Consider the following 21161-nt stretch of genomic DNA (forward strand, 5'->3'; position numbering starts at 1 on the left):
GTTAGTGTCCTTACGGATGTGGGGGTTCGAGTCCCCCCCCTCGCACCAATTATCTTACACCCCTTCTGAGTGTTCTCTTCTCCCTGTTATTTCAGACTCATCAGTATCACCAGCATTGCACTGACCAGTGCGACACAGGATGGCAGTAACACAAAGTGGCGCAGTTGCTTGTGCCAAATCATGGCTGACGTGACTAATAGTGCTGCCACGATAATGGCTTTCCAGACAGCAAGGGAGAGATCGGCAAACATCAACCCGCCGAGAACGGCTCCCGGTAGCAATACCCCCCAACCACTTCCCAGCGCCCTGTGCAACATGGTTCCGCCTCTTACAACGATAATGATAACCAATATCATATGGCAAAGATTATCATTTGTCAGCTGAATGAATTAAAAACCACCGACCTTTACCTTTCCCGTAATGACAGGAATTGCCTAAGGTGATAAATTGCGCACCTGTTAACAACATCTAAAGATTTTCTGATAATTACTCTTTGAGTTTTTTGCATATTTTATTGCGAAACAACACCTACTTATTTGTTTTAATTAAATTTTAATAAAAACACACGACTATGACATCACAATCCTGGCGGTCTTTGGTTCACAGAAAATATCAATTATCGTTACGTTTATTTTTATTTCTGAACGCAACCTCTGCAGTGTTCTCGGTAACAAATCCGCTCAATTCGGTACGCGTGTTATCTGCCCCCCTGATTGCTATTTTCTCTATCAGTACCGGTCTGTTCGTCTGGCACTGGAGAAAGAGAGCGCGGAAGATAAATATTCCTGTCGTTTCAGCGATCTTCGGTATTTTGTGGGCCTGGCAAATTGCCTCCAAATTCGCCTTAATTACCCACGACCAAACGACCTATTTGTTAATCGCCCTGTTAACCGTGCTTTTTATCGGGACGCTGGCATTCGCCAGTAATATCAAAGCATTTACCCTGCACTCACTGCCCGCGTTTATTGTCTGCCTGTGGCTAAGTGAGCACGATATATGGCTGAGAATGTCCTACTCTTTCGCACTTCCTGTCGTGGCAATTGCCATTCATAACATTTTGCAACGACGTAACGATCGTTTCGCGCAGGAGTTGCTCTCTCGCTTGCTGGAAGAACGAGAGACCCTGACCGACCTGAGCATGATGGATCCTCTTACCGGACTCTATAATCGTCGCGGTCTGCAAAGCCGTCTGGAAAACCTGCCGACGGTAGAAAATGGCGAGCACTTTGTCCTGCTGATGGATATCGATCACTTCAAAGCCTATAACGACCACTATGGTCATATGATGGGCGACCAGGCACTGAAACGTGTCTCTGCCGCCATCCGCGATGCCGTACGCTCTCGCGATATTGTGGCACGTTTTGGTGGGGAAGAATTTATGGTGCTGCTGACCAATATATCCCTTGAGCATGCCCGCCAGACAGCAGAGCGGATCCGTCAGAAAGTTTACGATTTGAAAATCCCGCATTTGTTTAACGAAAGCGTCGCGACAAATGTCACCATCAGCATTGGTATCGCCATTTTCGAGAATGACGACGTAGAAGGCGCGCTGGAAAAAGCGGATAAAGCGCTCTACGAAGCCAAGCATATGGGGCGCAACAATATTCTGTTGAGTGAAGAGTTGCAGACGGCGTAAACACGACAGCAACGTCACCAGGACAAAAGTCTTGCCATTGGTATGAGCAATAGTTAGGATTGGCAATCATTATCATTTAGATTTCTATCCAAACTATGGCCACGCATACCGCACATATTGTCGAGCCCCTCCTCTGGCGAGCCCCCCTCACCAGCGGGAATGTTTCGCTTGCGGATGCCATACGGGAGAAGATTGCCAAAACGCGCGCCCACCTGCTGGATTTTATCCGGCTTGATGAAGCACACCCGCATCACGCCATGACGCTCGCTGAGTGGCGTCAACCGGCAAAACTGCAATCGCTGCTGGCCACCTATTCCGACCATATATATCGCAATCAGCCAGCCATGACGCGGGAAAATAAGCCCCTGCTCTCTCTCTGGGCGCAATGGTATATCGGACTGATGGTACCTCCGCTCATGCTGGCGTTGTTAACCCAGAAGAGCATGCTGGAACTCTCACCTGAGCATTTCCACGTCGAGTTTCACGAAACCGGACGCGCGGCCTGTTTCTGGATTGATCTTCACGAAGACCAGAGCGCAGAGCGACTGACTGCCCGGGAACGTATGGAACTGTTGATCACACGGGCGCTGATCCCGGTCGTGGATGCGCTGGAAGCCACGGGAGAGATTAACGGGAAGCTTATCTGGAGCAATACCGGCTATTTAATCCACTGGTATCTCACGGAAATGAAGCCGCTGCTTGGTGAGGAGAGTGTTGATGCTCTGCGTCAGTCCTGTTTCTTTGCAAAACAGCTTTCCGACGGCCGTGACAACCCGTTATTCCGTACCGTTGTCCTTCGTGATGGGCTTCTGGTGCGCCGCACCTGCTGCCAGCGCTATCGCCTGCCGGACGTTAAGCAGTGCGGGGATTGCACGCTGAAATAGTCGGGCTCAGCCTGATGCCTTCACCCTAACCCTCTCCCAGTGGGAGAGGGAGCAAACACTAAAAACGGCAACCTGCGTTGCCGTTTTGCTTTTACCTAAGCCACCTGCTGATTATCCTCTTCCGCATTACGCTGTGCTTCTTCCGCTTCCTGCTCCAGCAGCTGTTTCTCGTAAACTTTGAAGAACGGGAAGTAGATGATTGCCGATACGCAGGCCAGAACCACAACCAGGATCGCCGCGCGGAAATCCCATCCCAGGGCCCACGCTGCGCCTATCGGCGCCGGTGCCGTCCAGGGTACCACAGAGATGACACGGCCAATCAGATCAAAGGTCATTGCCGCCCAGGCCAGCACAGCGTTGACCATCGGAGCCAGCAGGAAGGGAATAAAGAACACCGGGTTCATCACGATCGGCGTACCGAAAATGACCGGCTCGTTGATGTTAAAGAAGCTGGGCACCACACTTAAACGCCCGATAGAGCGTAAATGAGCGGAACGGCTGCGCAGATAGCAAATCACCAGTCCCATTGTGGCACCCGACCCGCCAATCACGATAAAGAACGTCCAGAACGCTTCCATGAAAATATGCGGCAGAGGCTGACCGGCGGCCAGCGCGGTCTGGTTTGCGCCAAGGTTAGTCAACCAGAACATCTGCAGCATCCCGGAGACGATAGCGGCACCGTGGATCCCGGCAAACCACAGCAGATGGCCAATCAGCACGGCCAGCAGAATGGCAGGCAGCGAATCTGCCGCGGAAACCAGCGGTTTAAAGACCGACATAATCGCCTGCGGGATCAGCATGCCAAACTGTGACTGAATCACCAGGCTGAGCGGATAGAGCGTCAATACCACCACCAGCACCGGGATCAACAGATCAAAAGAGTTTTTGATCATCGGTGGAACCTGGTCCGGAAGACGAATACCGATGTTATGCGCTTTAAGGAAACGCATCATCTCAACGCAGTAAATGGCCACCAGAATCGCCGTAAAAATACCCGTCCCACCCAGGCTGTCGACGGGCAGCGTGCCTTTGGTTTTCGGTGCCGCAACAAGCAGAAACGCCATCAGCGACAGCATGGCGCACATAAACGGATCCAGCTGATGTGATTTAACGTAGTGTTTACCCAGATTGTAGGCAATGGCCGCACAAATATAGATGGACATAATACCCATCGTCATATCAAACGGCGTCAGGATCTGGCCTTCGAATTGCTTCGCCATATCCAGCCAGGCGCGTGCGAAGCCCCAGGTGGTATCCGGCGAAAATGGAGGGTAAGCAAACACTAATAAAAATGAACCCACAATCATAAATGGCATCGCGGAGATAAACCCATCGCGGATAGCCATAACATGACGCTGGGAAGAGATCCGCCCGGCAATCGGGCTGACGTAATTTTCAACGAAACGGAATATCAGGTTAAACGCAGCATGGTTGGCAGACATGGCAGATCTCCTGTCAGACGTTTATTACAGGCGCATTCGCGCCGTACGTTGTTCCATAAATTAGCTTCACAACCTTGCTGGCTTGTGTACCCGCGGTACTGCTCAGACGAAATGGTTTCATAATTTGCTCTTATTATTGGATACAGGGGACGTTACGTACTCAGTATTAATCTACGCACCACGCTCTGCAACCGGTTACTGTAACCGGTTTCCGTGATTGTGAAGGGGATCCAGAATTTTGCCGTCCGGGATCTTTGTTACTTAAGAGATATTTACAGAGCATAATTTCTTATGACAGATTACGCAGGATATTTGTCAGGAGGAAACAATGAGTTTGCAGTCTGTACAGCAGTTTTTTGCCGACAACGCGCCGGATATAGACATCATCGAGCTTAGCCAGAGTACTGCTACCGTTGCGTTGGCTGCTGCCGCCCATCGTGTTGAGCCGGGACAGATCGCCAAAACCCTGTCACTGAAGGTGAAGAATGAAGTGATTCTGGTGGTGGCGAAAGGCGATGCGCGTCTGGATAACAAAAAACTGAAAGACACCTTTGGTGCGAAAGCGCGCATGCTCAGCAGTGATGAAGTGGTTACCATTACTGGTCATCCGGTTGGCGGTGTGTGTCCGTTCGGACTGGAAAATCCACTCGCAGTCTACTGCGATGTCTCTTTAAAGCAGTATGCTGAAGTGCTGCCAGCCGCAGGCGCCATCCACAGTGCTGTGCGTATTTCACCTGACAGAATGGCAGAGCTGACTTCCGCAAAATGGGTTGATGTCTGCATCTGACCGAAGCGCCAGAGTCCATCTGGCGCGTATAAGACGGATTATAAAAATGTGGCCTTGCTGAGGGCCAAACTTTGCGGATCCCTTGCCGGAAGATGGGCAGGAATATCCGCCGCATCGAGTAGCCCTACGTCAGAATTCACCCCCAGCTTCACCATCGCATTAAACTTGTGCGCCCGAATGGTCTTAATATTGCGTTCAAGCTCAGCCGCGATTTCAGGAATGGAATAACCGCAAGACATGTAACGCAGAATTGCCCTTTCCGTTGGGCTTAACATCCTGTTTTGACTGTGGTACCAGTGATTGAGCATATTGTCATTGATGCGCAGCGTTTCACTTAACAACACCACGAATTCGTTCTGCAACTGCTCAAGCGTCATTGACTTACTGACCACGCCGTGAAGACGTGACGGCGAAAGATGGCTAATTAACCGAGCCTCTGTCACATCAGAGACCAGGATAATGCGCTGGATATGACTATGCGTGAACGCGAGGTCCCGCAGATGTGCCAGGCAGTTACGCCGTTCTTCTCGCGCATCGGAAAGTGAATAGATGAGCGAGAAAAAATTGACCTGATGAAGCGCCTTCTTAAAGCTGTCAAATTCACTGAACAGGTGCAGCTGATAATGGTTCAGCGTGGACAGAGTAAAAAGATTCTGTAGCCCAATAGCACTCATCGTGCAATTTTCGATGACGGCGATATGTCTTGGTGAATCGGTTTTTTCCATTCCTCGAACTCTCCATAGGCTGACATTAAACTCAGCTCTCTCATTCCCTGCGTACTGTTGATCCAGGCGTACATATCGGCATTACTTCGTAAGGAGAGCCGTCGCATCGCACTGTTTTTTTGGGCACTAATCGTTTTATTGCTCTTCTTGAGCAACGTGGCGATTTGGTTAATACCCCATCCCTTACCTAACAGCCGTAATACCTTGCGTTCGGAGTGGGTGAGCGCGATAAATGACTCGTCTTCTTCTTCCACTCCCTGAGGTTCCGGGGTTAATAACGTCTGGCTTATCCGCTCCGCCCGTTCGCGACCAGCCCGAATAGCCGCCACCACGCCTTCAATCGGCTCCATTTCAGAAAGCAACGTGCTTTCTGGCCGCATCAGTAGCTCAACGGCAACAGGATATAGCGGGCGCGAAACTAAAAAGATCCAGTGAATTTCCCGATATTGATTCAATAATGCGTAATACTCTTCGAGCGTGCCCCGAGGATTCCTGTATTCACCTGAAATATCGGCAATAATGACATCTGCGCGGCGTAGCTGAAGCAGGGTTAGCTCCTGCAGTGAGCGGCAATACGTCAATTCAACATCAGGGAAATGGCGTGACATCACGCCCCCTAACCCATTTTGCATGACGGGTATCCGGCTAATAACCACGCCATGCTTACCATGCAATGACAACATAGACCCTCCGTGTCCATTTTTCATAGAATGCGTAACGTCAAAACACATCGTTCTATCACTATTTTCGTCCCTGAGTATAAAACCGATTAATACAAGCAGAAGATGAGATATGTTTTTTAGTTTAGGAAATGCCTAAAACAACGGTAATATCTCACAAAGCGCAAATAAATTTAATTCCGAACCCATTAAAATAATGACAATATAAAATTAGAATAACTTAATACAAATATTTTATATCTCTATATAAAGAATTCACTGCATTAATAGATTAATCCCCCGCCCTTCAGCGACACGGGGTGCCACTGTTTGCATAAACCTTGATCTGACCCACAGCAAGAGACACTGCACTTTGTGCTAAAAGTAATCATCGTGAGCTAAACGGCAACTCTCCATCATCATCTTCGGGACAATACATGCAGGCAGATCGGTCAACGCAGCGTGCTATCACGCGGCTCTGTATAAAGTGCGGACTTTTTTTGCTCCAGCACGGCGCGGAAAGCGCGCTGGTTGAGGAGCTTTCAACCCGGCTGGGGCTGGCTTTGGGTATGGACAGCGTAGAAAGCGCCATCTCATCCAACGCCATTGTGCTGACCACTATCAAAGACGGTCAATGCCTGACCTCCACCCGCAAAAATCATGACCGTGGCATTAACATGCACGTCGTGACCGAAGTGCAACATATCGTCATTCTTGCTGAACATAAGCTTCTCGATCTCAATGAGATAGAAAAACGGTTCAACCAGATTAAGCCATTACGTTATCCACGCTGGCTGGTCGTATTGATGGTGGGGCTCTCGTGCGCCTGCTTTTGTAAGCTCAATAAAGGCGGCTGGGATGGGGCGATCGTCACCTTTTTTGCCAGCAGTATCGCCATGTATGTTCGCCAGCTGCTGACGCACCGGCAGCTACACCCGCAAATTAACTTCTGCATTACCGCATTTGTCGCCACCACGGTGTCTGGCCTGCTCCTGCGTCTGCCGCAGTTTGCCAGCACCCCGACGATCGCTATGGCCGCCAGTGTCCTTCTGCTGGTACCGGGCTTCCCGTTGATTAACGCCGTCGCCGACATGTTTAAAGGGCATATCAATACTGGCCTGGCACGCTGGGCTATCGCCAGTCTGCTGACCCTGGCGACCTGCATCGGCGTGGTCATGGCCATGACACTCTGGGGGTTACGCGGATGGGCGTGATAGATTTTCTGCTGGCGCTGGCTGAGGATATGGCCCTGGCCGCCATTCCTGCTGTCGGCTTTGCGATGGTATTTAACGTTCCGCAACGCGCTCTGCCATGGTGTGCACTGCTGGGCGCCATCGGTCATGGATCGCGCATGGTGATGATGACGGCGGGTTTTAACATCGAATGGTCGACCTTTATGGCCTCTATGCTGGTCGGCAGCATCGGTATCCAGTGGTCGCGCTGGTATCTTGCGCATCCGAAAGTTTTCACCGTCGCCGCCGTGATCCCGATGTTCCCCGGTATTTCGGCCTATACGGCGATGATTTCGGCGGTGAAAATCAGCCATTTTGGCTACACCGAACCGCAGATGATCCTTCTTCTCAGCAACTTTCTTAAGGCCTCATCCATTGTCGGCGCGCTCTCTATCGGATTGTCGATCCCCGGACTCTGGCTCTACCGTAAACGCCCACGCGTTTGATATTTGTGTTATCCCGCTGCCATGGAGATAATCTTTCTGGTCCGTTTGGTGAACATAAGGAAAGGATGTGGCTAACCCTGGCAGCGAACTCCCTGAAGAATCCAGCCTGAAAGAGAAAATTTTTCAGAGCGCTATCGCGCTTTTTGCCGAATATGGGTTGAACGGCGCCCGCATGGAGCAGATCGCAGAGAAAGCAGGCACCACCAAGCGGATGGTGGTTTACCATTTTAAAAACAAAGAAAACCTGTATCTCCTCGTACTGGAATATGTTTACACCCAGATCCGCGCCAGTGAAAAAGCGCTTAGCCTCGCAGACATGTCACCGGTCGAAGCGCTGGTCGAACTGGTGGAAGCCACCTTTGACTACCACGCCGACCACCCGGATTACATCCGGATTATCTGCATGGAAAACATGCAGCGTGGCCGCTTTATGCAGCAGTCAAGTTACCTTCGCCAGGTCAACCGTAGCGCGCTCGATCTGCTGGAAGGGATCCTGCGCCGGGGGAAAGAAAAACAGTTATTCAGCCAGACGGTTGACGCGCGCGATCTGCATCGTCTGATCAGCAGTTTCAGCTTTCATTACGTTGCCAACAGCTACACCTTTACGCTGCTGTTTGAAGAGGGCGCAGACGAAGAGGCGCAGCGCCAGCACTACCGTAAAATGGCCGTTCAGGTGGCCCTGCGTTATACTTGCCCATAAAATTGCTTGCAATTAAATCGCACACTATCTATATTCATCTCATGAACGCGAAAACACACGACGCAACCGCTGCGCTCAGGCTGGATAACCAGCTCTGCTTTGCCCTTTATTCGGCAAATCTGGCGCTAAATAAGCTGTACCGGCAACTGCTGGCACCGCTGAACCTGACCTACCCGCAATACCTGGTCATGCTGGTGCTGTGGGAGCAGGATGACATCACGGTGTCGGACATCGGTGAACGGCTGTTTCTGGATTCTGCCACCCTGACGCCGCTGTTAAAACGTCTGGAAAGCGCCGGGCTGATAAACCGTCAGCGCTCGCGCCAGGATGAACGTCAGGTCGCCGTTACCCTGAGTGACGCGGGACGTGAACTTCAGCAGCAGGCAGCGGGAATCCCCCATGCGGTGGGATGCGCAGCGCAGTGTGATACCGACACCCTGCTGTCGCTCAAGCAGCAGCTGGAGCTTTTGCGACAACATATTCAGCGCGCGTAAGGCTATACTTTACGTGTCTTTATTTAACCATATATATCGCACGCTATTTAATAGCACACATTAAAGCAAGATGAGGAACCTGCCATGTCTTTAGAAAAAGTTGTTTATACCGCCAAAGCAAAAGCAACCGGTGGCCGTGACGGCCGCGCGACCTCTTCCGATGGTGTACTGGATGTCAAACTGGGTGTGCCAAAAGAGATGGGCGGCATGGGCGGAGACGTCACCAACCCTGAGCAGCTGTTTGCTGCAGGCTACTCCGCCTGCTTCCTGGGTGCGATGAAGTTCGTGGCCGCGCGCGACAAATTTACCCTGCCAAAAGACGCCTTTATTGAAGGTGAAGTGGGTATTGGTCCACTGCCAACCGGCTTTGGTATTGAAGCAAAGCTGAACATCCATGTTGAAGGTATGGATCCAGCGGAAGCCAAAAAGCTGGTGGATGCCGCGCACATTGTATGCCCGTACTCTAACGCGACCCGCGGCAACATCGACGTGACCCTGAATATCATCGCGTGATAAATGCCTGATGGCGCTGCGCTTATCAGTCCTGCCACTGTAGCCCCGGTAAGCGCAGCGCCACCGGGGAAATCCCCCTCCATTCCCTCATCCTCTCTGTGCTACCATAAGCCCATATCACGCCCGAAGTCATTCAGTAGAGAAAGCGTTATGTCCTCCAGAATCCTGACCACCAGCATTGCTGGTATTGATGCCTTTATGCGCGACCCACGCGGTGTGTTGACCCACGCCGAAGGTGGCACGGTTGCGGTTTTTGCCGACAACGCTCCGGCGTTTTACGCAATCACACCGGAACGTCTGGCACAGCTCCTGGAAACTGAAGCGCAATTGTCACGCCCGGCGAGTGATATCACGCTGGATAACCAGTTCTTCGATGAGCCGGTTAACGCGCCCGTGACCGTTCCGATGGGAAAATTTGCCCTCTACGCGGGCTGGCAACCGGATGCAGATTTTCAGCGCCAGGCCGCGCTGTGGGGCATTGCGTTAACCCAGCCGGCTACCGCTGAAGAGCTCGCCGCATTTACCGCCTGGTGGCAGGCGGAAGGTAAAGTCTTCACCCATATTCAGTGGCAGCAAAAGCTCGCGCGTCATCTGCAAATTACCCGCGCCAGCAACAATGGCCAGCCAAAACGCGATATCAACGCGTTTTCCGAACCGGATAAACAGATCCCGAGTGGATTCCGAGGTGCGAAATGAAGAATGTCGGCGACCTGATGAAACGACTGCAAAAAATGATGCCTGCCAACGTAAAGCCCGCTTTCACGACGGGGGAAGAGCTGCTGGCGTGGCAAAAAGAGCAGGGAAAGATCCGCGCCGCGGCCCTCGCCCGCGAAAACCGGGCGATGAAAATGCAGCGCACCTTCAACCGTTCCGGTATTCGTCCCCTGCATCAGAATTGCTCGTTTGATAACTATAAAATCGAGACCAACGGGCAGATGAACGCGCTCGCCGCCGCACGTCAGTATGTTGATGAATTCGACGGCAATATCGCCAGCTTCATCTTCAGCGGTAAGCCGGGCACCGGTAAAAACCATCTGGCCGCCGCCATTTGCAACGAACTGCTTCTGCGCGGGAAGTCGGTCCTTATCATCACTGTGGCCGATATCATGTCTGCGATGAAAGACACCTTCAGCAACCGGGAAACCAGCGAAGAGCAACTGCTTAACGATCTGAGTAATGTGGATTTGCTGGTCATCGATGAGATCGGGGTTCAGACCGAATCCCGTTATGAAAAGGTGATCATCAACCAGATTGTCGATCGCCGCTCCTCCTCCAAGCGCCCCACCGGCATGTTAACGAATCACAATATCGATGAGATGACCCGCTTGCTGGGGGAACGCGTCATGGACCGCATGAAGCTGGGTAACAGCCTGTATGTCATCTTCGACTGGGAAAGTTACCGCAGCCGCGTCACCGGCAAAGAGTATTAAGACAGTTCCAGGAATCGCCGACAGGGCGCAGGTATATACTGGAACCCCTTCCGGCCCAAAACGGACCTTTTTGAGAAAGCCAATATGAAAAAACAGATTGTTATCAGCACCTTTTTAGGCGCGCTGCTGGTTACCGGCGCAGCGCAGGCAGCGTCCTGGCAGGAGTCGTTGTCAAGCGCCGCAAACCAGCTGACCAAAGAGAGCAGCTCTTCTCAGGGCGGCCTCTCCGCCTCTTCCCTCACCAGTCTGCTGGGTAACAGCGCCCAGAGCCTGAGCGCGGGCACGATGAATAACGCGGCGGGGATTCTGGAATATTGCGCGAAGCAAAAACTGGCCTCCGTGACCGACGCGCAAAACGTGAAAAACCAGGTGCTGGGTAAACTGGGTCTGGATACCCAGGAGCAGAAAGCGGATACCAACTATATGGACGGTATTCAGGGTCTGCTTAACGCGCAAAACGGCCAGCAGCTTAACCTGAGCACTCTCGGCAACTCGTCTCTGGCAAAAGAGGTGAAAACCAAAGCCTGCGATCTGGTGCTGAAACAAGGCGTTAATTTCATCTCCTGATCGCCCCCATTTTCTGCCACAACACGCCGCGTTTAATGCGATAGTCTTGCAACGCGGCGCTAAACGAACATTTTCCCTACCAGACACCGTCAGAGCGTCCGTTTGTCAGGATGCGACACCCTTCATAAAAACGATTTTCTAAACCAAATCCTAACAACAGCACACTTTCGTGACACTAAAATTGCAGCTAAACGACATCGCAATTACAGTGTATGACCTAAAAAATAAACAGTTAGCCAGCGAAGCACCTGGCGTCATGAGGATATGCTGTTGTCAGAATTAATGTCCCTTGCCCTTTTTCTGGCTTCTGTCGGCGTCTATGCCTGGAAAGCCGGCCGTAACACCTGGTGGTTTATCGCCACGCTGGTGGTGCTTGGCATTTTTATTATTTTAAACATTACTTTATACGCCAGCGATTACTTTACCGGTGACGGCATTAACGACGCGGTGCTCTACACGCTGACGAACAGCCTGACCGGCGCAGGCGTAGGTAAGTACATACTTCCGGGGCTCGGCCTCGTCGTCGCGCTGGTGACGATTTTTGGCGCGCTTGCCTGGGTCTTGCGTCGACGTCGCCATCATCCGCACCACCATGGTTACAGCCTGCTGGCGTTAGTCCTGGCGCTGGCCTCCGTCGACGCCAGCCCGGCGTTCCATCAGATCACCGAGCTGGTGAAATCCCAGTCGCGCGACGGCGACCCGGATTTTGTGGCCTACTACAAAGAACCGTCGAAAACGATCGCCAACCCGAAACTCAATCTGGTCTATATCTACGGTGAAAGCCTGGAGCGCACCTACTTTGATAACGACGCCTTCCCGAACCTGACGCCAGACCTGGGCGCACTGAAAAACGAAGGCCTCGATTTCAGCCACACCATGCAGTTACCCGGTACGGATTACACCATCGCCGGGATGGTCGCCTCCCAGTGCGGTATTCCGCTGTTCGCCCCTTTTGAAGGGAACGCCTCAGCCTCAATGTCGACGTTCTTCCCCCAGAATATTTGCCTCGGCGACATCCTGAAAAACTCCGGCTACGAAAACTATTTTATGCAGGGGGCAAACCTGCGCTTCGCCGGAAAAGATGTGTTCCTGAAATCCCACGGTTTTGACCACCTGTACGGCTCGGAAGAGTTAAAAACGACGGTGGCCGATCCGGGCTACCGTAACGACTGGGGATTCTATGACGATACCGTGCTGGACGAAACCTGGAAGAAATTCGAGGAACTCTCCCGCTCGGGCAAACGCTTCTCGCTCTTTGCCCTGACGGTGGATACGCATCATCCGGATGGGTTCGTCTCACGCACCTGTAAGCGCAAACGCTATGATGTCGATGGCAAAAACAACACTTCCTTCAGCGCCGTGACCTGTAGCCAGGAGCACATCGCCGCGCTGGTCGAGAAGATCAAAGCCTCGCCCTGGTTTAAAAACACCGTCATCGTCGTCTCGTCTGACCATCTGGCGATGAAAAACAGCGCCTGGGATCAGCTCAACAAGCAGGATCGCAGCAATCTGTTCTTCGTCCTGCGCGGCGACCAGCCGCGGCAGGAGGTGATCGCCACCAAACGCAACTCCATGGATAACGGGGCGACCGTGCTGGACATTCTGGGCGGAGATAACTTTATTGGCCTTGGCCGCAGTACGCTGTCGGGGCAATCCCTGTCGGAAGTGTTCCTCAACATGAAGGAGAAAATCCTCGCCTGGAAGCCAGACATCATCCGCCTGTGGAACTTCCCGAAAGAGATGAAAGATTTCACCATCGATCGCGATAAAAACACCATTGCCTTCTCGGGCAGCAACTTCCGCCTGCCGCTGCTCTTACGCGTCTCGGAGAGTCGCGTCGAGCCGCTGCCGGAGAGCGAATATTCCGCGCCGCTGCGTTATCAGCTCGCCGATTTTGCCCCGCGCGATAACTTTGTCTGGGTCGACAGATGCTACAAAATGGGCCAGCTCTGGTCCCAGCCGCTGGCGCTCTCTACCGACTGGTGCGTCTCACAGGGCCAGCTTGGCGGGGAGCAAACCGTTCAGCATGTGGATAAAGCGGTATGGAAAGGCAAAACCGCTTTCAAAGACGCGGTGATTGATACCGCGCGCTATCAACGCAACGTCGACATGCTGAAAATCGTCGATAACGACATTCGCTACAAGGCGGACAGCTTTATCTTTAACGTGGCCGGCGCGCCGGAAGAGGTGAAGCAGTTTAGTGGCATCTCCCGTCCGGAGTCCTGGGGGCGCTGGTCGAACGCGCAGCTGGGCAACGAGGTGAAAATTGAGTACACCCATCCTCTGCCGGAACAATTTGATCTGGTGATCACGGCCCGAGCATACGGCCCCAACGCCAACAAGCCCGTGCCGGTCCGCGTGGGCGATAGCGAGCAGACGCTGACGCTTGGAAACGACGTGACCACACACACGCTGCATTTTGACAATCCCTCACGCAGCAATACCCTGGTGATTGTGCCACCTGACCCGCAGTCGACGAATGAGGGGAATATTCTTGGACACTCACCGCGTGAGATTGGGATTGGCATGGTAGAGATCAAAATTGTGAGAACCGCAGGCTGATGGTTGACCTTCACATTACCGTTCGTCCCACACGCTCCGGCGATGTGGCCGCCCTGTCCGCTATTGAACGCGCGGCGGCCGGACGATTTCGTGACATCCCGGGATTCGCCTGGCTTGCTGACGGCGAGGTCATTACCGCTGAGCAACACCTCGACTATGCCGAACGCGGGTTCAGCTGGCTGGCGCTGGCGAACGGCCGCCCCGTGGGGTTTATCCTTACCGAAGTGCACGCGTCGTCACTGTTTATTGTGGAGATTTCGGTTGATCGGGCCTGGCAGGGAAAAGGGATAGGTCGACAACTCATCGCCTGTGCGGCTGACCATGCCCGCAAAATGGGGCTGACAGCGTTGACGTTGACGACGTTTCGCGAGGTGCCATGGAATGCGCCGTTCTATGCGCGGCTGGGGTTTGAATACGTCACTGAACTCACGCCTGAGCTGCGTCAGAAGAGGGAAGAAGAGGCAGCGCACGGTCTGGCGTATGACGCTCGCTGCGCCATGCGCCTGCCTCTTTAATATCGCCCACCGGGCCTAAAAAACCTGAACCGTAGGCCGGGTAAGGCGAAGCCGCCACCCGGCACCACCCACGGCGTTAGAAGGTTTCCCAGTTATCACCGGCATCGGCAGTCGCGGTTTTACGCGTCATCACCGGCGCGGACACCGGTTTTGCGGATGCAAACTCGCGCGCTTTCATCTGCTCCTGCTGAATGCGGAACACCGCCACAGCCTGCGTCAGGCGGCTCGCCTGCTCTTCCAGCGCGGCCGCAGCCGCGGCAGACTCTTCTACCAGCGAGGCGTTCTGCTGGGTCACACGATCCATCTCCGCCACCGCCAGACCCACCTGGTCGATACCGCGGCTCTGTTCGTCAGACGCAGAGGCGATCTCCCCCATGATGTCCGTTACGCGGGTGACCGCATTCACGATCTCACCCATGGTTTCACCGGCACTTTCCACCAGGGTTGAGCCCACTTCCACGCGGCCCACGGAGTCTTCGATCAGGCTCTTGATCTCACGTGCCGCCTGGGCGCTGCGCTGTGCCAGGTTACGCACTTCACCTGCCACCACCGCAAAACCACGACCCTGCTCGCCCGCACGCGCCGCTTCAACCGCCGCGTTCAGTGCCAGAATGTTGGTCTGGAAAGCAATACCGTCGATCACGCTGATAATGTCGGCAATTTTCTGCGAACTGCCCGCGATATCGCGCATGGTTTGCACCACGTTATCCACCACTTTACCGCCTTTCTGCGCGGTTTCAGAGGCGCTCAGCGCAAGATGGCTCGCCTGACGGGCGTTCTCGGCGTTCTGCTTAACGGTCGCCGTCAGCTGTTCCATACTGGCAGCGGTCTCTTCCAGGGAAGCCGCCTGCTGTTCAGTACGGGAGGAGAGGTCGTTATTGCCCATCGCGATTTCGCTCGCGCCGCTGTAGATAGCATTCGCGCCGTTACGCACGTCACCAACGGTCCGCACCAGCTCACTCTGCATATGACGCAGCGAGTCGGCCAGTTCACCCATCTCGTTAGCGCCTTGCACCTCAATGCGCTTCACCAGGTCGCCGCTGGCGATATGGCGAATGTTGTCGATCAGACGCGTCAGCGGGGAGATCAGCGCCTGCTTGATACCCAGCCAGACAGCCACGATCACCACCAGCACGGCAATCAGCACGCTTACCAGCACCCAGATAGCCTGGCTGAAGGAGCTATTGCTGTCTTCAACCGCAATCTGGTATAGCTTGTCGTTCTGCTGCAGGTAGCTCACATACTGCTTCTCAAAACCGTCCTGGTAGCTCTGGGTCGGTTGATCGAAGAAGGCGTTGATTTTGCCTGCACCCAGCAGCTGAATCAGCTCCGCCAGCGCACCGTGGTAAATGTCATAGTTACGTTTGATCTCCATCGCTTCAGCGTCGTTTTGACGCGGATCGCGCGGCAGGGCTTCGTAGGCAGCCCAGTTTTTTTCCGCCTGTTTCAGAGACGCAGATGCAATTTGCATCAAATCGTTAACGGTCGCGCCGCTGCCGATATTGCTCTGATCCATCATATAGCGGATACCCGCACGGTTCAGGGTATTACGGGTTTGCAGCAACGCTACCCAGCTGGCGTTCAGCGTGGACTGTTGCTGACGAATGGTTTGCAGAACAGTGAAATTCTCTTTGTCATGCTTAAGGGCATTGAAGAAAAGACCACCGGATGTGAGTTGTAAAAGGCCAAATATCGCTAAAACCAGCATTAAACTGGTGACAATCTTGATACGGTTTAACATGTTTTCTCTTTCCTCAGACAGATACAGAATTTTCGGCCTGGAAAGAGAAAACTTTACGAAAATCATCCTGGAATTTGGGGTTTTTACTCTTCTTCCCGCGCTGCGTTATGCCGGTTTCCGAGCGCAATAAACTCTTCCAGCAGCGCGGTCAGCTGTTTCATCTTCTCCGGGGTATATTCCGCCTCAATCTGCTGATACGCCTCTTCCACCTGTGCCTGGGCGTGCTCATACAGCGCAGTGCCCTCTTTGGTGAGCGACACGTACAGCTTGCGCTGGTCGTTCACCGGCTTTAAGCGCAGCACCAGGCCGTCGCGCTCCATCCGCGTCAGAATGCCGGTCAGGCTCGGGCGCAAAATACAGGTACGAAACGCCAGATCGTGAAAATCCATCGACGGATGTTCAGCCAGCACGCGCACAATCCGCCACTGCTGCTCGGTCAGGTTATGGCGCTTCACAATCGGTCGGAAGTACGACATCGCCGCTTCCCGCGCCTGTAACAGCGCAATGGTTAATGAGTCATGCATAGCTCTCCCCTTCACATCATTAACAAGTAAACAATCACTAAAAGATGTTTTTATAAACAACGCGTTTTCTGTCAAAAAGTCTAACAGAAACCCACCAATTTTATTAACACACTGATTTATTTTGAAATAATGATTTATATGTAAATTTATTGTTATTCATATCACAAATTCTTCACTTCTGATTGCGAAATAAACAGCAAAAGCTTAAAACCAGATCATTAACATATTAATGAAATCACCACCCGGACCACCGGGGTGAGGAGTATGTGAATGAAAGGTACTGTTTTTGCCGTGGCGCTGAACCATCAAAGCCAGCGTGAAGCCTGGCGTGAGGCGTTCGAAAAAGCCCCCTACAACACCCCGCCAAAAACGGCGTTGTGGTTCATCAAGCCACATAACACCGTGATTCGCACCGGCGAGCCGATCCCCTTCCCGCAGGGGGAAACGGTATTAAGCGGTGCGACGGTCGCACTGGTGGTGGGCAAAACCGCCAGCAGGGTGCGCGTCGAGAATGCCGCGGAGTACATCGCAGGATATGCGCTGGCCAACGAGGTGAGCCTGCCGGAAGAGAGCTTCTACCGCCCGGCCATCAAGGCCAAATGCCGCGACGGATTCTGTCCGCTCGGCGAGCTGGCCGCCGTTGATAACGTGGATAACCTGACCATCATCACCGAGATCAACGGTCGCGAAGCGGACCACTGGAACACTGCCGATCTGCAGCGTAACGCCGCCGAACTGCTGAGTGCCCTGAGCGAGTTCGCCACCCTCAATCCGGGTGATGCCATTCTGCTCGGCACCCCACACTCCCGCGTCGCGCTGCAGCCGGGGGATCGCGTGCGCATTCTGGCGAAAGGATTTCCCCCGCTGGAAAACCCGGTGGTGGCTGAACGCGACGTGGCCATCGCTCACGGCGCGCATCCGCATCCCACGCTGTTTGCCCTCGGTCTGAACTACGCCGATCACGCCAGCGAGCTGGACTTCAAGCCGCCGACCGAGCCGCTGGTGTTTATCAAAGCGCCGAATACCTTTAACGGCGACAACCAGACCTCGGTACGCCCGAACAACGTTGAGTACATGCACTACGAGGCGGAGCTGGTGGTGGTTATCGGGAAAACCGCGCGCAAGGTCAGTGAAGCCGAGGCGATGGACTATGTCGCGGGGTATACGGTCTGCAACGACTACGCCATCCGCGATTACCTGGAAAACTACTACCGCCCGAATCTGCGGGTCAAAAGCCGCGACGGGCTGACGCCCATTTCCCCGAACATCGTGCCGAAAGCGGCCATTCCCGACCCGCACAACCTCACCCTGCGCACCTTCGTCAACGGCGAGCTGCGCCAGGAAGGGACCACGGCGGATCTGATCTTCAGCATCCCGTACCTGATTGCGTATCTGAGCGATTTTATGACCCTGCAGCCGGGCGACATGATTGCCACCGGCACGCCGAAAGGACTCTCCGACGTGGTGCCGGGCGATGAAGTGGTGGTGGAAGTGGAGGGCGTTGGACGCCTGGTGAATCGGATTGTGAATGAGGAGACGGCAAAATGAAAAAAATTAACCACTGGATCAACGGCAAAAACGTGGCGGGAAGCGACTACTTCCACACTACCAACCCGGCCTCCGGCGAGGTACTGGCAGAAGTGGCCTCCGGCGGTGAAGCCGAAGTCCATCAGGCCGTGGCGGCTGCAAAAGAGGCCTTCCCGAAATGGGCCAATCTGCCAATGAAAGAGCGCGCGCGCCTGATGCGTCGCCTGGGGGAACTGATCGACCAGAACGTCCCGGAGATCGCCGCCATGGAGACCGCCGATACCGGCCTGCCGATCCACCAGACCAAAAACGTCCTCATCCCGCGCGCCTCGCACAACTTCGAATTCTTCGCCGAGGTGTGCCAGCAGATGAACGGCAAAACCTACCCGGTTGACGACAAGATGCTCAACTACACCCTGGTGCAGCCGGTGGGCGTCTGCGCGCTGGTGTCGCCGTGGAACGTGCCGTTTATGACCGCCACCTGGAAGGTCGCCCCGTGCCTGGCGTTAGGCAATACCGCGGTGCTGAAGATGTCTGAACTCTCCCCGCTGACCGCCGATCGTCTGGGCGAGCTGGCGCTGGAGGCGGGTATTCCGGCGGGCGTGCTGAATGTGGTGCAGGGCTACGGCGCCACGGCGGGCGACGCGCTGGTGCGCCATCATGACGTGCGCGCCGTTTCCTTTACCGGCGGCACCGCCACCGGGCGCAACATCATGAAAAACGCCGGGCTGAAGAAGTACTCCATGGAGCTGGGCGGCAAATCTCCGGTGCTGATTTTTGAGGATGCCGACATCGAGCGCGCGCTGGACGCCGCCCTGTTCACCATCTTCTCCATCAACGGCGAGCGCTGCACCGCCGGCTCACGCATCTTCATCCAGCAGAGCATCTACCCGGAATTCGTGAAGCGTTTTGCCGAGCGCGCCAACCGCCTGCGCGTGGGCGACCCGACGGATCCGAACACCCAGATTGGCGCGCTCATCAGCCAACAGCACTGGGAAAAAGTCTCGGGCTACATTCGCCTTGGCATTGAGGAAGGTGCGACCCTGCTGGCAGGTGGTCCGGACAAGCCGACCGATCTGCCTGCGCACCTGAAGGGCGGCAACTTCCTGCGCCCGACCGTGCTGGCGGATGTCGATAACCGCATGCGCGTGGCGCAGGAAGAGATCTTCGGGCCGGTGGCCTGCCTGCTGCCGTTTAAAGATGAAGCGGAAGGCCTGCGCCTGGCCAACGACGTGGAGTACGGCCTGGCGTCATACATCTGGACCCAGGACGTCAGCAAAGTGCTGCGTCTGGCGCGCAACATCGAAGCCGGCATGGTGTTCGTCAACACCCAGAACGTGCGCGACCTGCGCCAGCCGTTTGGCGGCGTCAAGGCCTCTGGCACCGGGCGCGAGGGCGGCGAGTACAGCTTTGAAGTGTTCGCGGAGATGAAGAACGTCTGCATCTCCATGGGCGACCATCCGATTCCAAAGTGGGGGATCTGATCATGGGTAAACTGGCGTTAGCGGCAAAAATCACCCACGTGCCGTCGATGTACCTCTCCGAGCTGCCGGGCAAAAACCACGGCTGCCGTCAGGGTGCCATCGACGGGCATAAAGAGATCAGCAAGCGCTGCCGCGAGCTAGGCGTGGACACTATCATCGTGTTTGACACCCACTGGCTGGTGAACAGCGCCTACCACATCAACTGTGCGGACCATTTCTCTGGCGTCTACACCAGCAACGAGCTGCCGCACTTTATCCGTGACATGACCTACGACTACGACGGCAACCCGGAACTTGGCCAGCTGATCGCCGACGAGGCGGTGAAGCTCGGCGTGCGCGCCAAAGCGCACAACATTCCGAGTCTCAAGCTGGAGTACGGCACGCTGGTGCCGATGCGCTACATGAACGCGGATAAGCACTTCAAAGTGGTCTCCATCTCGGCGTTCTGCACGGTTCACGACTTCGCCGACAGCCGCAGGCTGGGCGAGGCCATCGTCAGCGCCATCGAAAAATACGACGGTACCGTGGCGGTACTCGCCAGCGGCTCGCTGTCGCACCGCTTTATTGACGACCAGCGCGCGGAGGAAGGGATGAACAGCTACACCCGCGAGTTCGACCGCCAGATGGACGAGCGCGTAGTAAAGCTCTGGCGCGAGGGCCAGTTCAAAGAATTCTGCAGCATGCTGCCGGAGTACGCCGACTACTGCTACGGCGAGGGCAACATGCACGACACGGTGATGCTGCTGGGGATGCTCGGCTGGGACAAATACGACGGCAAGGTGGAGTTTCTCACCGAGCTGTTCGCCAGCTCCGGCACCGGCCAGGTTAACGCCGTTTTCCCCCTGCCCGCGTAAGGAGCCACCATGCCGCACTTTATTGCTGAATGTACCGACAACATCCGCGAGCAGGCCGACCTGCCGGGGCTGTTCGCTAAAGTCAACGAGGCGCTGGCCGCCACGGGCATCTTCCCGCTCGGCGGTATCCGCAGCCGCGCCCACTGGCTGGATACCTGGCAGATGGCCGACGGTAAACATGATTACGCCTTTGTCCATATGACGCTGAAGATAGGTGCCGGGCGCAGCCTGGAGAGCCGGGAAGAGGTGGGTGAAATGCTGTTTGCGCTGATCAAAACGCATTTTGCAGAGCTGATGGCGAGCCGCTATCTGGCGCTGTCGTTTGAGCTGGACGAACTGCACCCGACGCTCAATTACAAACAAAACAACGTGCACGCGTTGTTTAAATAGCGAGCGCACACCGCCCCGTACATCGTAGGCCGGGTAAGCGAAGCGCCAC

General features: G+C 54.6%; 23 protein-coding genes. 17 read left to right on the forward strand and 6 right to left on the reverse strand.

Annotated features, from left to right (window positions below; translation table 11 throughout):
- Positions 1–86 precede the first annotated feature (86 nt).
- On the reverse strand, positions 87–356 hold the full coding sequence (locus tag LDK53_RS10550) for a DUF1435 domain-containing protein (protein WP_185857685.1): 270 nt from the start codon (positions 354–356) through the stop codon (positions 87–89).
- Between the two features lie 215 nt (positions 357–571).
- On the opposite strand from LDK53_RS10550, the gene LDK53_RS10555 reads away from it, so the two are divergent.
- Complete coding sequence (locus LDK53_RS10555) at positions 572–1636, forward strand: GGDEF domain-containing protein (protein WP_025757474.1); 1065 nt, start codon at positions 572–574, stop codon at positions 1634–1636.
- A gap of 95 nt (positions 1637–1731) precedes the next feature.
- Entirely contained in the window at positions 1732–2520 is a 789-nt protein-coding gene (fhuF, locus tag LDK53_RS10560) for a siderophore-iron reductase FhuF (protein ID WP_225286994.1), read from the forward strand.
- A 95-nt stretch (positions 2521–2615) separates the two neighbouring features.
- On the opposite strand, the gene LDK53_RS10565 is transcribed toward fhuF, so the two are convergent.
- The gene (locus tag LDK53_RS10565; protein WP_045284849.1) at positions 2616–3962 is read right to left on the reverse strand and encodes a PTS sugar transporter subunit IIC; all 1347 of its coding nucleotides are present in this window, start codon (positions 3960–3962) and stop codon (positions 2616–2618) included.
- 328 nt (positions 3963–4290) lie between these two features.
- Between LDK53_RS10565 and LDK53_RS10570 the strand changes: the two genes are divergently transcribed.
- A complete protein-coding gene (locus LDK53_RS10570; RefSeq protein ID WP_025757470.1) occupies positions 4291–4749 on the forward strand; it encodes a YbaK/EbsC family protein in 459 nt (152 codons plus the stop codon).
- Between the two features lie 38 nt (positions 4750–4787).
- Here LDK53_RS10570 and bglJ read toward each other — a convergent pair whose 3' ends face one another.
- Together bglJ and LDK53_RS10580 are read right to left on the reverse strand one after the other, a co-directional pair.
- Positions 4788–5423, reverse strand: coding sequence for a DNA-binding transcriptional activator BglJ (gene bglJ, locus LDK53_RS10575; protein WP_225287090.1), 636 nt, complete (start codon positions 5421–5423; stop codon positions 4788–4790).
- On the reverse strand, positions 5420–6157 hold the full coding sequence (locus tag LDK53_RS10580; protein ID WP_025757468.1) for a helix-turn-helix transcriptional regulator: 738 nt from the start codon (positions 6155–6157) through the stop codon (positions 5420–5422). Before LDK53_RS10580 ends, bglJ begins: the two co-directional genes overlap by 4 nt.
- 413 nt (positions 6158–6570) lie before the next feature.
- Here LDK53_RS10580 and LDK53_RS10585 point away from each other — a divergent pair, with 413 nt between their 5' ends.
- The 10 genes from LDK53_RS10585 to LDK53_RS10630 all read left to right on the forward strand — a co-directional run bounded on the left by LDK53_RS10585 (position 6571) and on the right by LDK53_RS10630 (position 14592).
- Positions 6571–7347 carry a threonine/serine ThrE exporter family protein gene (locus LDK53_RS10585; RefSeq protein WP_025757466.1) on the forward strand — a complete coding sequence of 259 codons (777 nt, stop codon included), beginning with the start codon at positions 6571–6573 and terminating at the stop codon, positions 7345–7347.
- Positions 7338–7811, forward strand: a complete 474-nt coding sequence (locus tag LDK53_RS10590; RefSeq protein ID WP_045286457.1) for a threonine/serine exporter — start codon at positions 7338–7340, stop codon at positions 7809–7811. Before LDK53_RS10585 ends, LDK53_RS10590 begins: the two co-directional genes overlap by 10 nt.
- Before the next feature lie 67 nt (positions 7812–7878).
- Positions 7879–8511 carry a TetR family transcriptional regulator gene (locus LDK53_RS10595; RefSeq protein WP_095451968.1) on the forward strand — a complete coding sequence of 211 codons (633 nt, stop codon included), beginning with the start codon at positions 7879–7881 and terminating at the stop codon, positions 8509–8511.
- 41 nt (positions 8512–8552) lie between these two features.
- On the forward strand, positions 8553–9005 hold the full coding sequence (locus tag LDK53_RS10600; protein WP_045286455.1) for a MarR family winged helix-turn-helix transcriptional regulator: 453 nt from the start codon (positions 8553–8555) through the stop codon (positions 9003–9005).
- 84 nt (positions 9006–9089) lie between these two features.
- The gene (locus tag LDK53_RS10605; protein ID WP_008502092.1) at positions 9090–9518 is read left to right on the forward strand and encodes an organic hydroperoxide resistance protein; all 429 of its coding nucleotides are present in this window, start codon (positions 9090–9092) and stop codon (positions 9516–9518) included.
- Positions 9519–9668: 150 nt separating this feature from the next.
- Positions 9669–10214, forward strand: coding sequence for a primosomal protein DnaT (dnaT, locus tag LDK53_RS10610; RefSeq protein ID WP_025757460.1), 546 nt, complete (start codon positions 9669–9671; stop codon positions 10212–10214).
- Positions 10211–10948: a DNA replication protein DnaC gene (gene dnaC / locus LDK53_RS10615; protein WP_014168503.1), complete on the forward strand. Its 738-nt coding sequence runs from the start codon at positions 10211–10213 to the stop codon at positions 10946–10948. The genes dnaT and dnaC overlap by 4 nt, the downstream gene beginning before the upstream one ends.
- Positions 10949–11032: 84 nt before the next feature.
- On the forward strand, positions 11033–11515 hold the full coding sequence (locus LDK53_RS10620) for a DUF2501 domain-containing protein (RefSeq protein ID WP_025757456.1): 483 nt from the start codon (positions 11033–11035) through the stop codon (positions 11513–11515).
- Between the two features lie 270 nt (positions 11516–11785).
- Positions 11786–14077 carry a phosphatidylglycerol--membrane-oligosaccharide glycerophosphotransferase gene (opgB, locus tag LDK53_RS10625; protein ID WP_225287004.1) on the forward strand — a complete coding sequence of 764 codons (2292 nt, stop codon included), beginning with the start codon at positions 11786–11788 and terminating at the stop codon, positions 14075–14077.
- A complete protein-coding gene (locus tag LDK53_RS10630) occupies positions 14077–14592 on the forward strand; it encodes a GNAT family N-acetyltransferase (protein WP_225287014.1) in 516 nt (171 codons plus the stop codon). The genes opgB and LDK53_RS10630 overlap by 1 nt, the downstream gene beginning before the upstream one ends.
- A 76-nt stretch (positions 14593–14668) precedes the next feature.
- Here LDK53_RS10630 and tsr read toward each other — a convergent pair whose 3' ends face one another.
- Together tsr and hpaR are read right to left on the reverse strand one after the other, a co-directional pair.
- Positions 14669–16333, reverse strand: coding sequence for a methyl-accepting chemotaxis protein (tsr, locus tag LDK53_RS10635; RefSeq protein WP_225287025.1), 1665 nt, complete (start codon positions 16331–16333; stop codon positions 14669–14671).
- Between the two features lie 83 nt (positions 16334–16416).
- Positions 16417–16857 carry a homoprotocatechuate degradation operon regulator HpaR gene (hpaR, locus tag LDK53_RS10640; protein ID WP_025757450.1) on the reverse strand — a complete coding sequence of 147 codons (441 nt, stop codon included), beginning with the start codon at positions 16855–16857 and terminating at the stop codon, positions 16417–16419.
- Between the two features lie 270 nt (positions 16858–17127).
- On the opposite strand from hpaR, the gene hpaG reads away from it, so the two are divergent.
- The 4 genes from hpaG to LDK53_RS10660 are packed head-to-tail and all read left to right on the forward strand — an operon-like array spanning position 17128 to position 21112.
- Positions 17128–18405 (forward strand): 4-hydroxyphenylacetate degradation bifunctional isomerase/decarboxylase, encoded by a 1278-nt coding sequence (gene hpaG, locus LDK53_RS10645; protein ID WP_225287035.1) that lies wholly within the window; start codon positions 17128–17130, stop codon positions 18403–18405.
- Positions 18402–19868, forward strand: coding sequence for a 5-carboxymethyl-2-hydroxymuconate semialdehyde dehydrogenase (gene hpaE, locus LDK53_RS10650; protein ID WP_095441754.1), 1467 nt, complete (start codon positions 18402–18404; stop codon positions 19866–19868). Before hpaG ends, hpaE begins: the two co-directional genes overlap by 4 nt.
- A gap of 2 nt (positions 19869–19870) precedes the next feature.
- A complete protein-coding gene (hpaD, locus tag LDK53_RS10655) occupies positions 19871–20722 on the forward strand; it encodes a 3,4-dihydroxyphenylacetate 2,3-dioxygenase (RefSeq protein ID WP_014830538.1) in 852 nt (283 codons plus the stop codon).
- A gap of 9 nt (positions 20723–20731) precedes the next feature.
- Complete coding sequence (locus tag LDK53_RS10660) at positions 20732–21112, forward strand: 5-carboxymethyl-2-hydroxymuconate Delta-isomerase (protein WP_025757445.1); 381 nt, start codon at positions 20732–20734, stop codon at positions 21110–21112.
- Positions 21113–21161: the final 49 nt, after the last annotated feature.

The sequence above is a fragment of the Enterobacter sp. K16B genome (genome assembly GCF_020216105.1).
Classification (GTDB): domain Bacteria; phylum Pseudomonadota; class Gammaproteobacteria; order Enterobacterales; family Enterobacteriaceae; genus Enterobacter; species Enterobacter sichuanensis.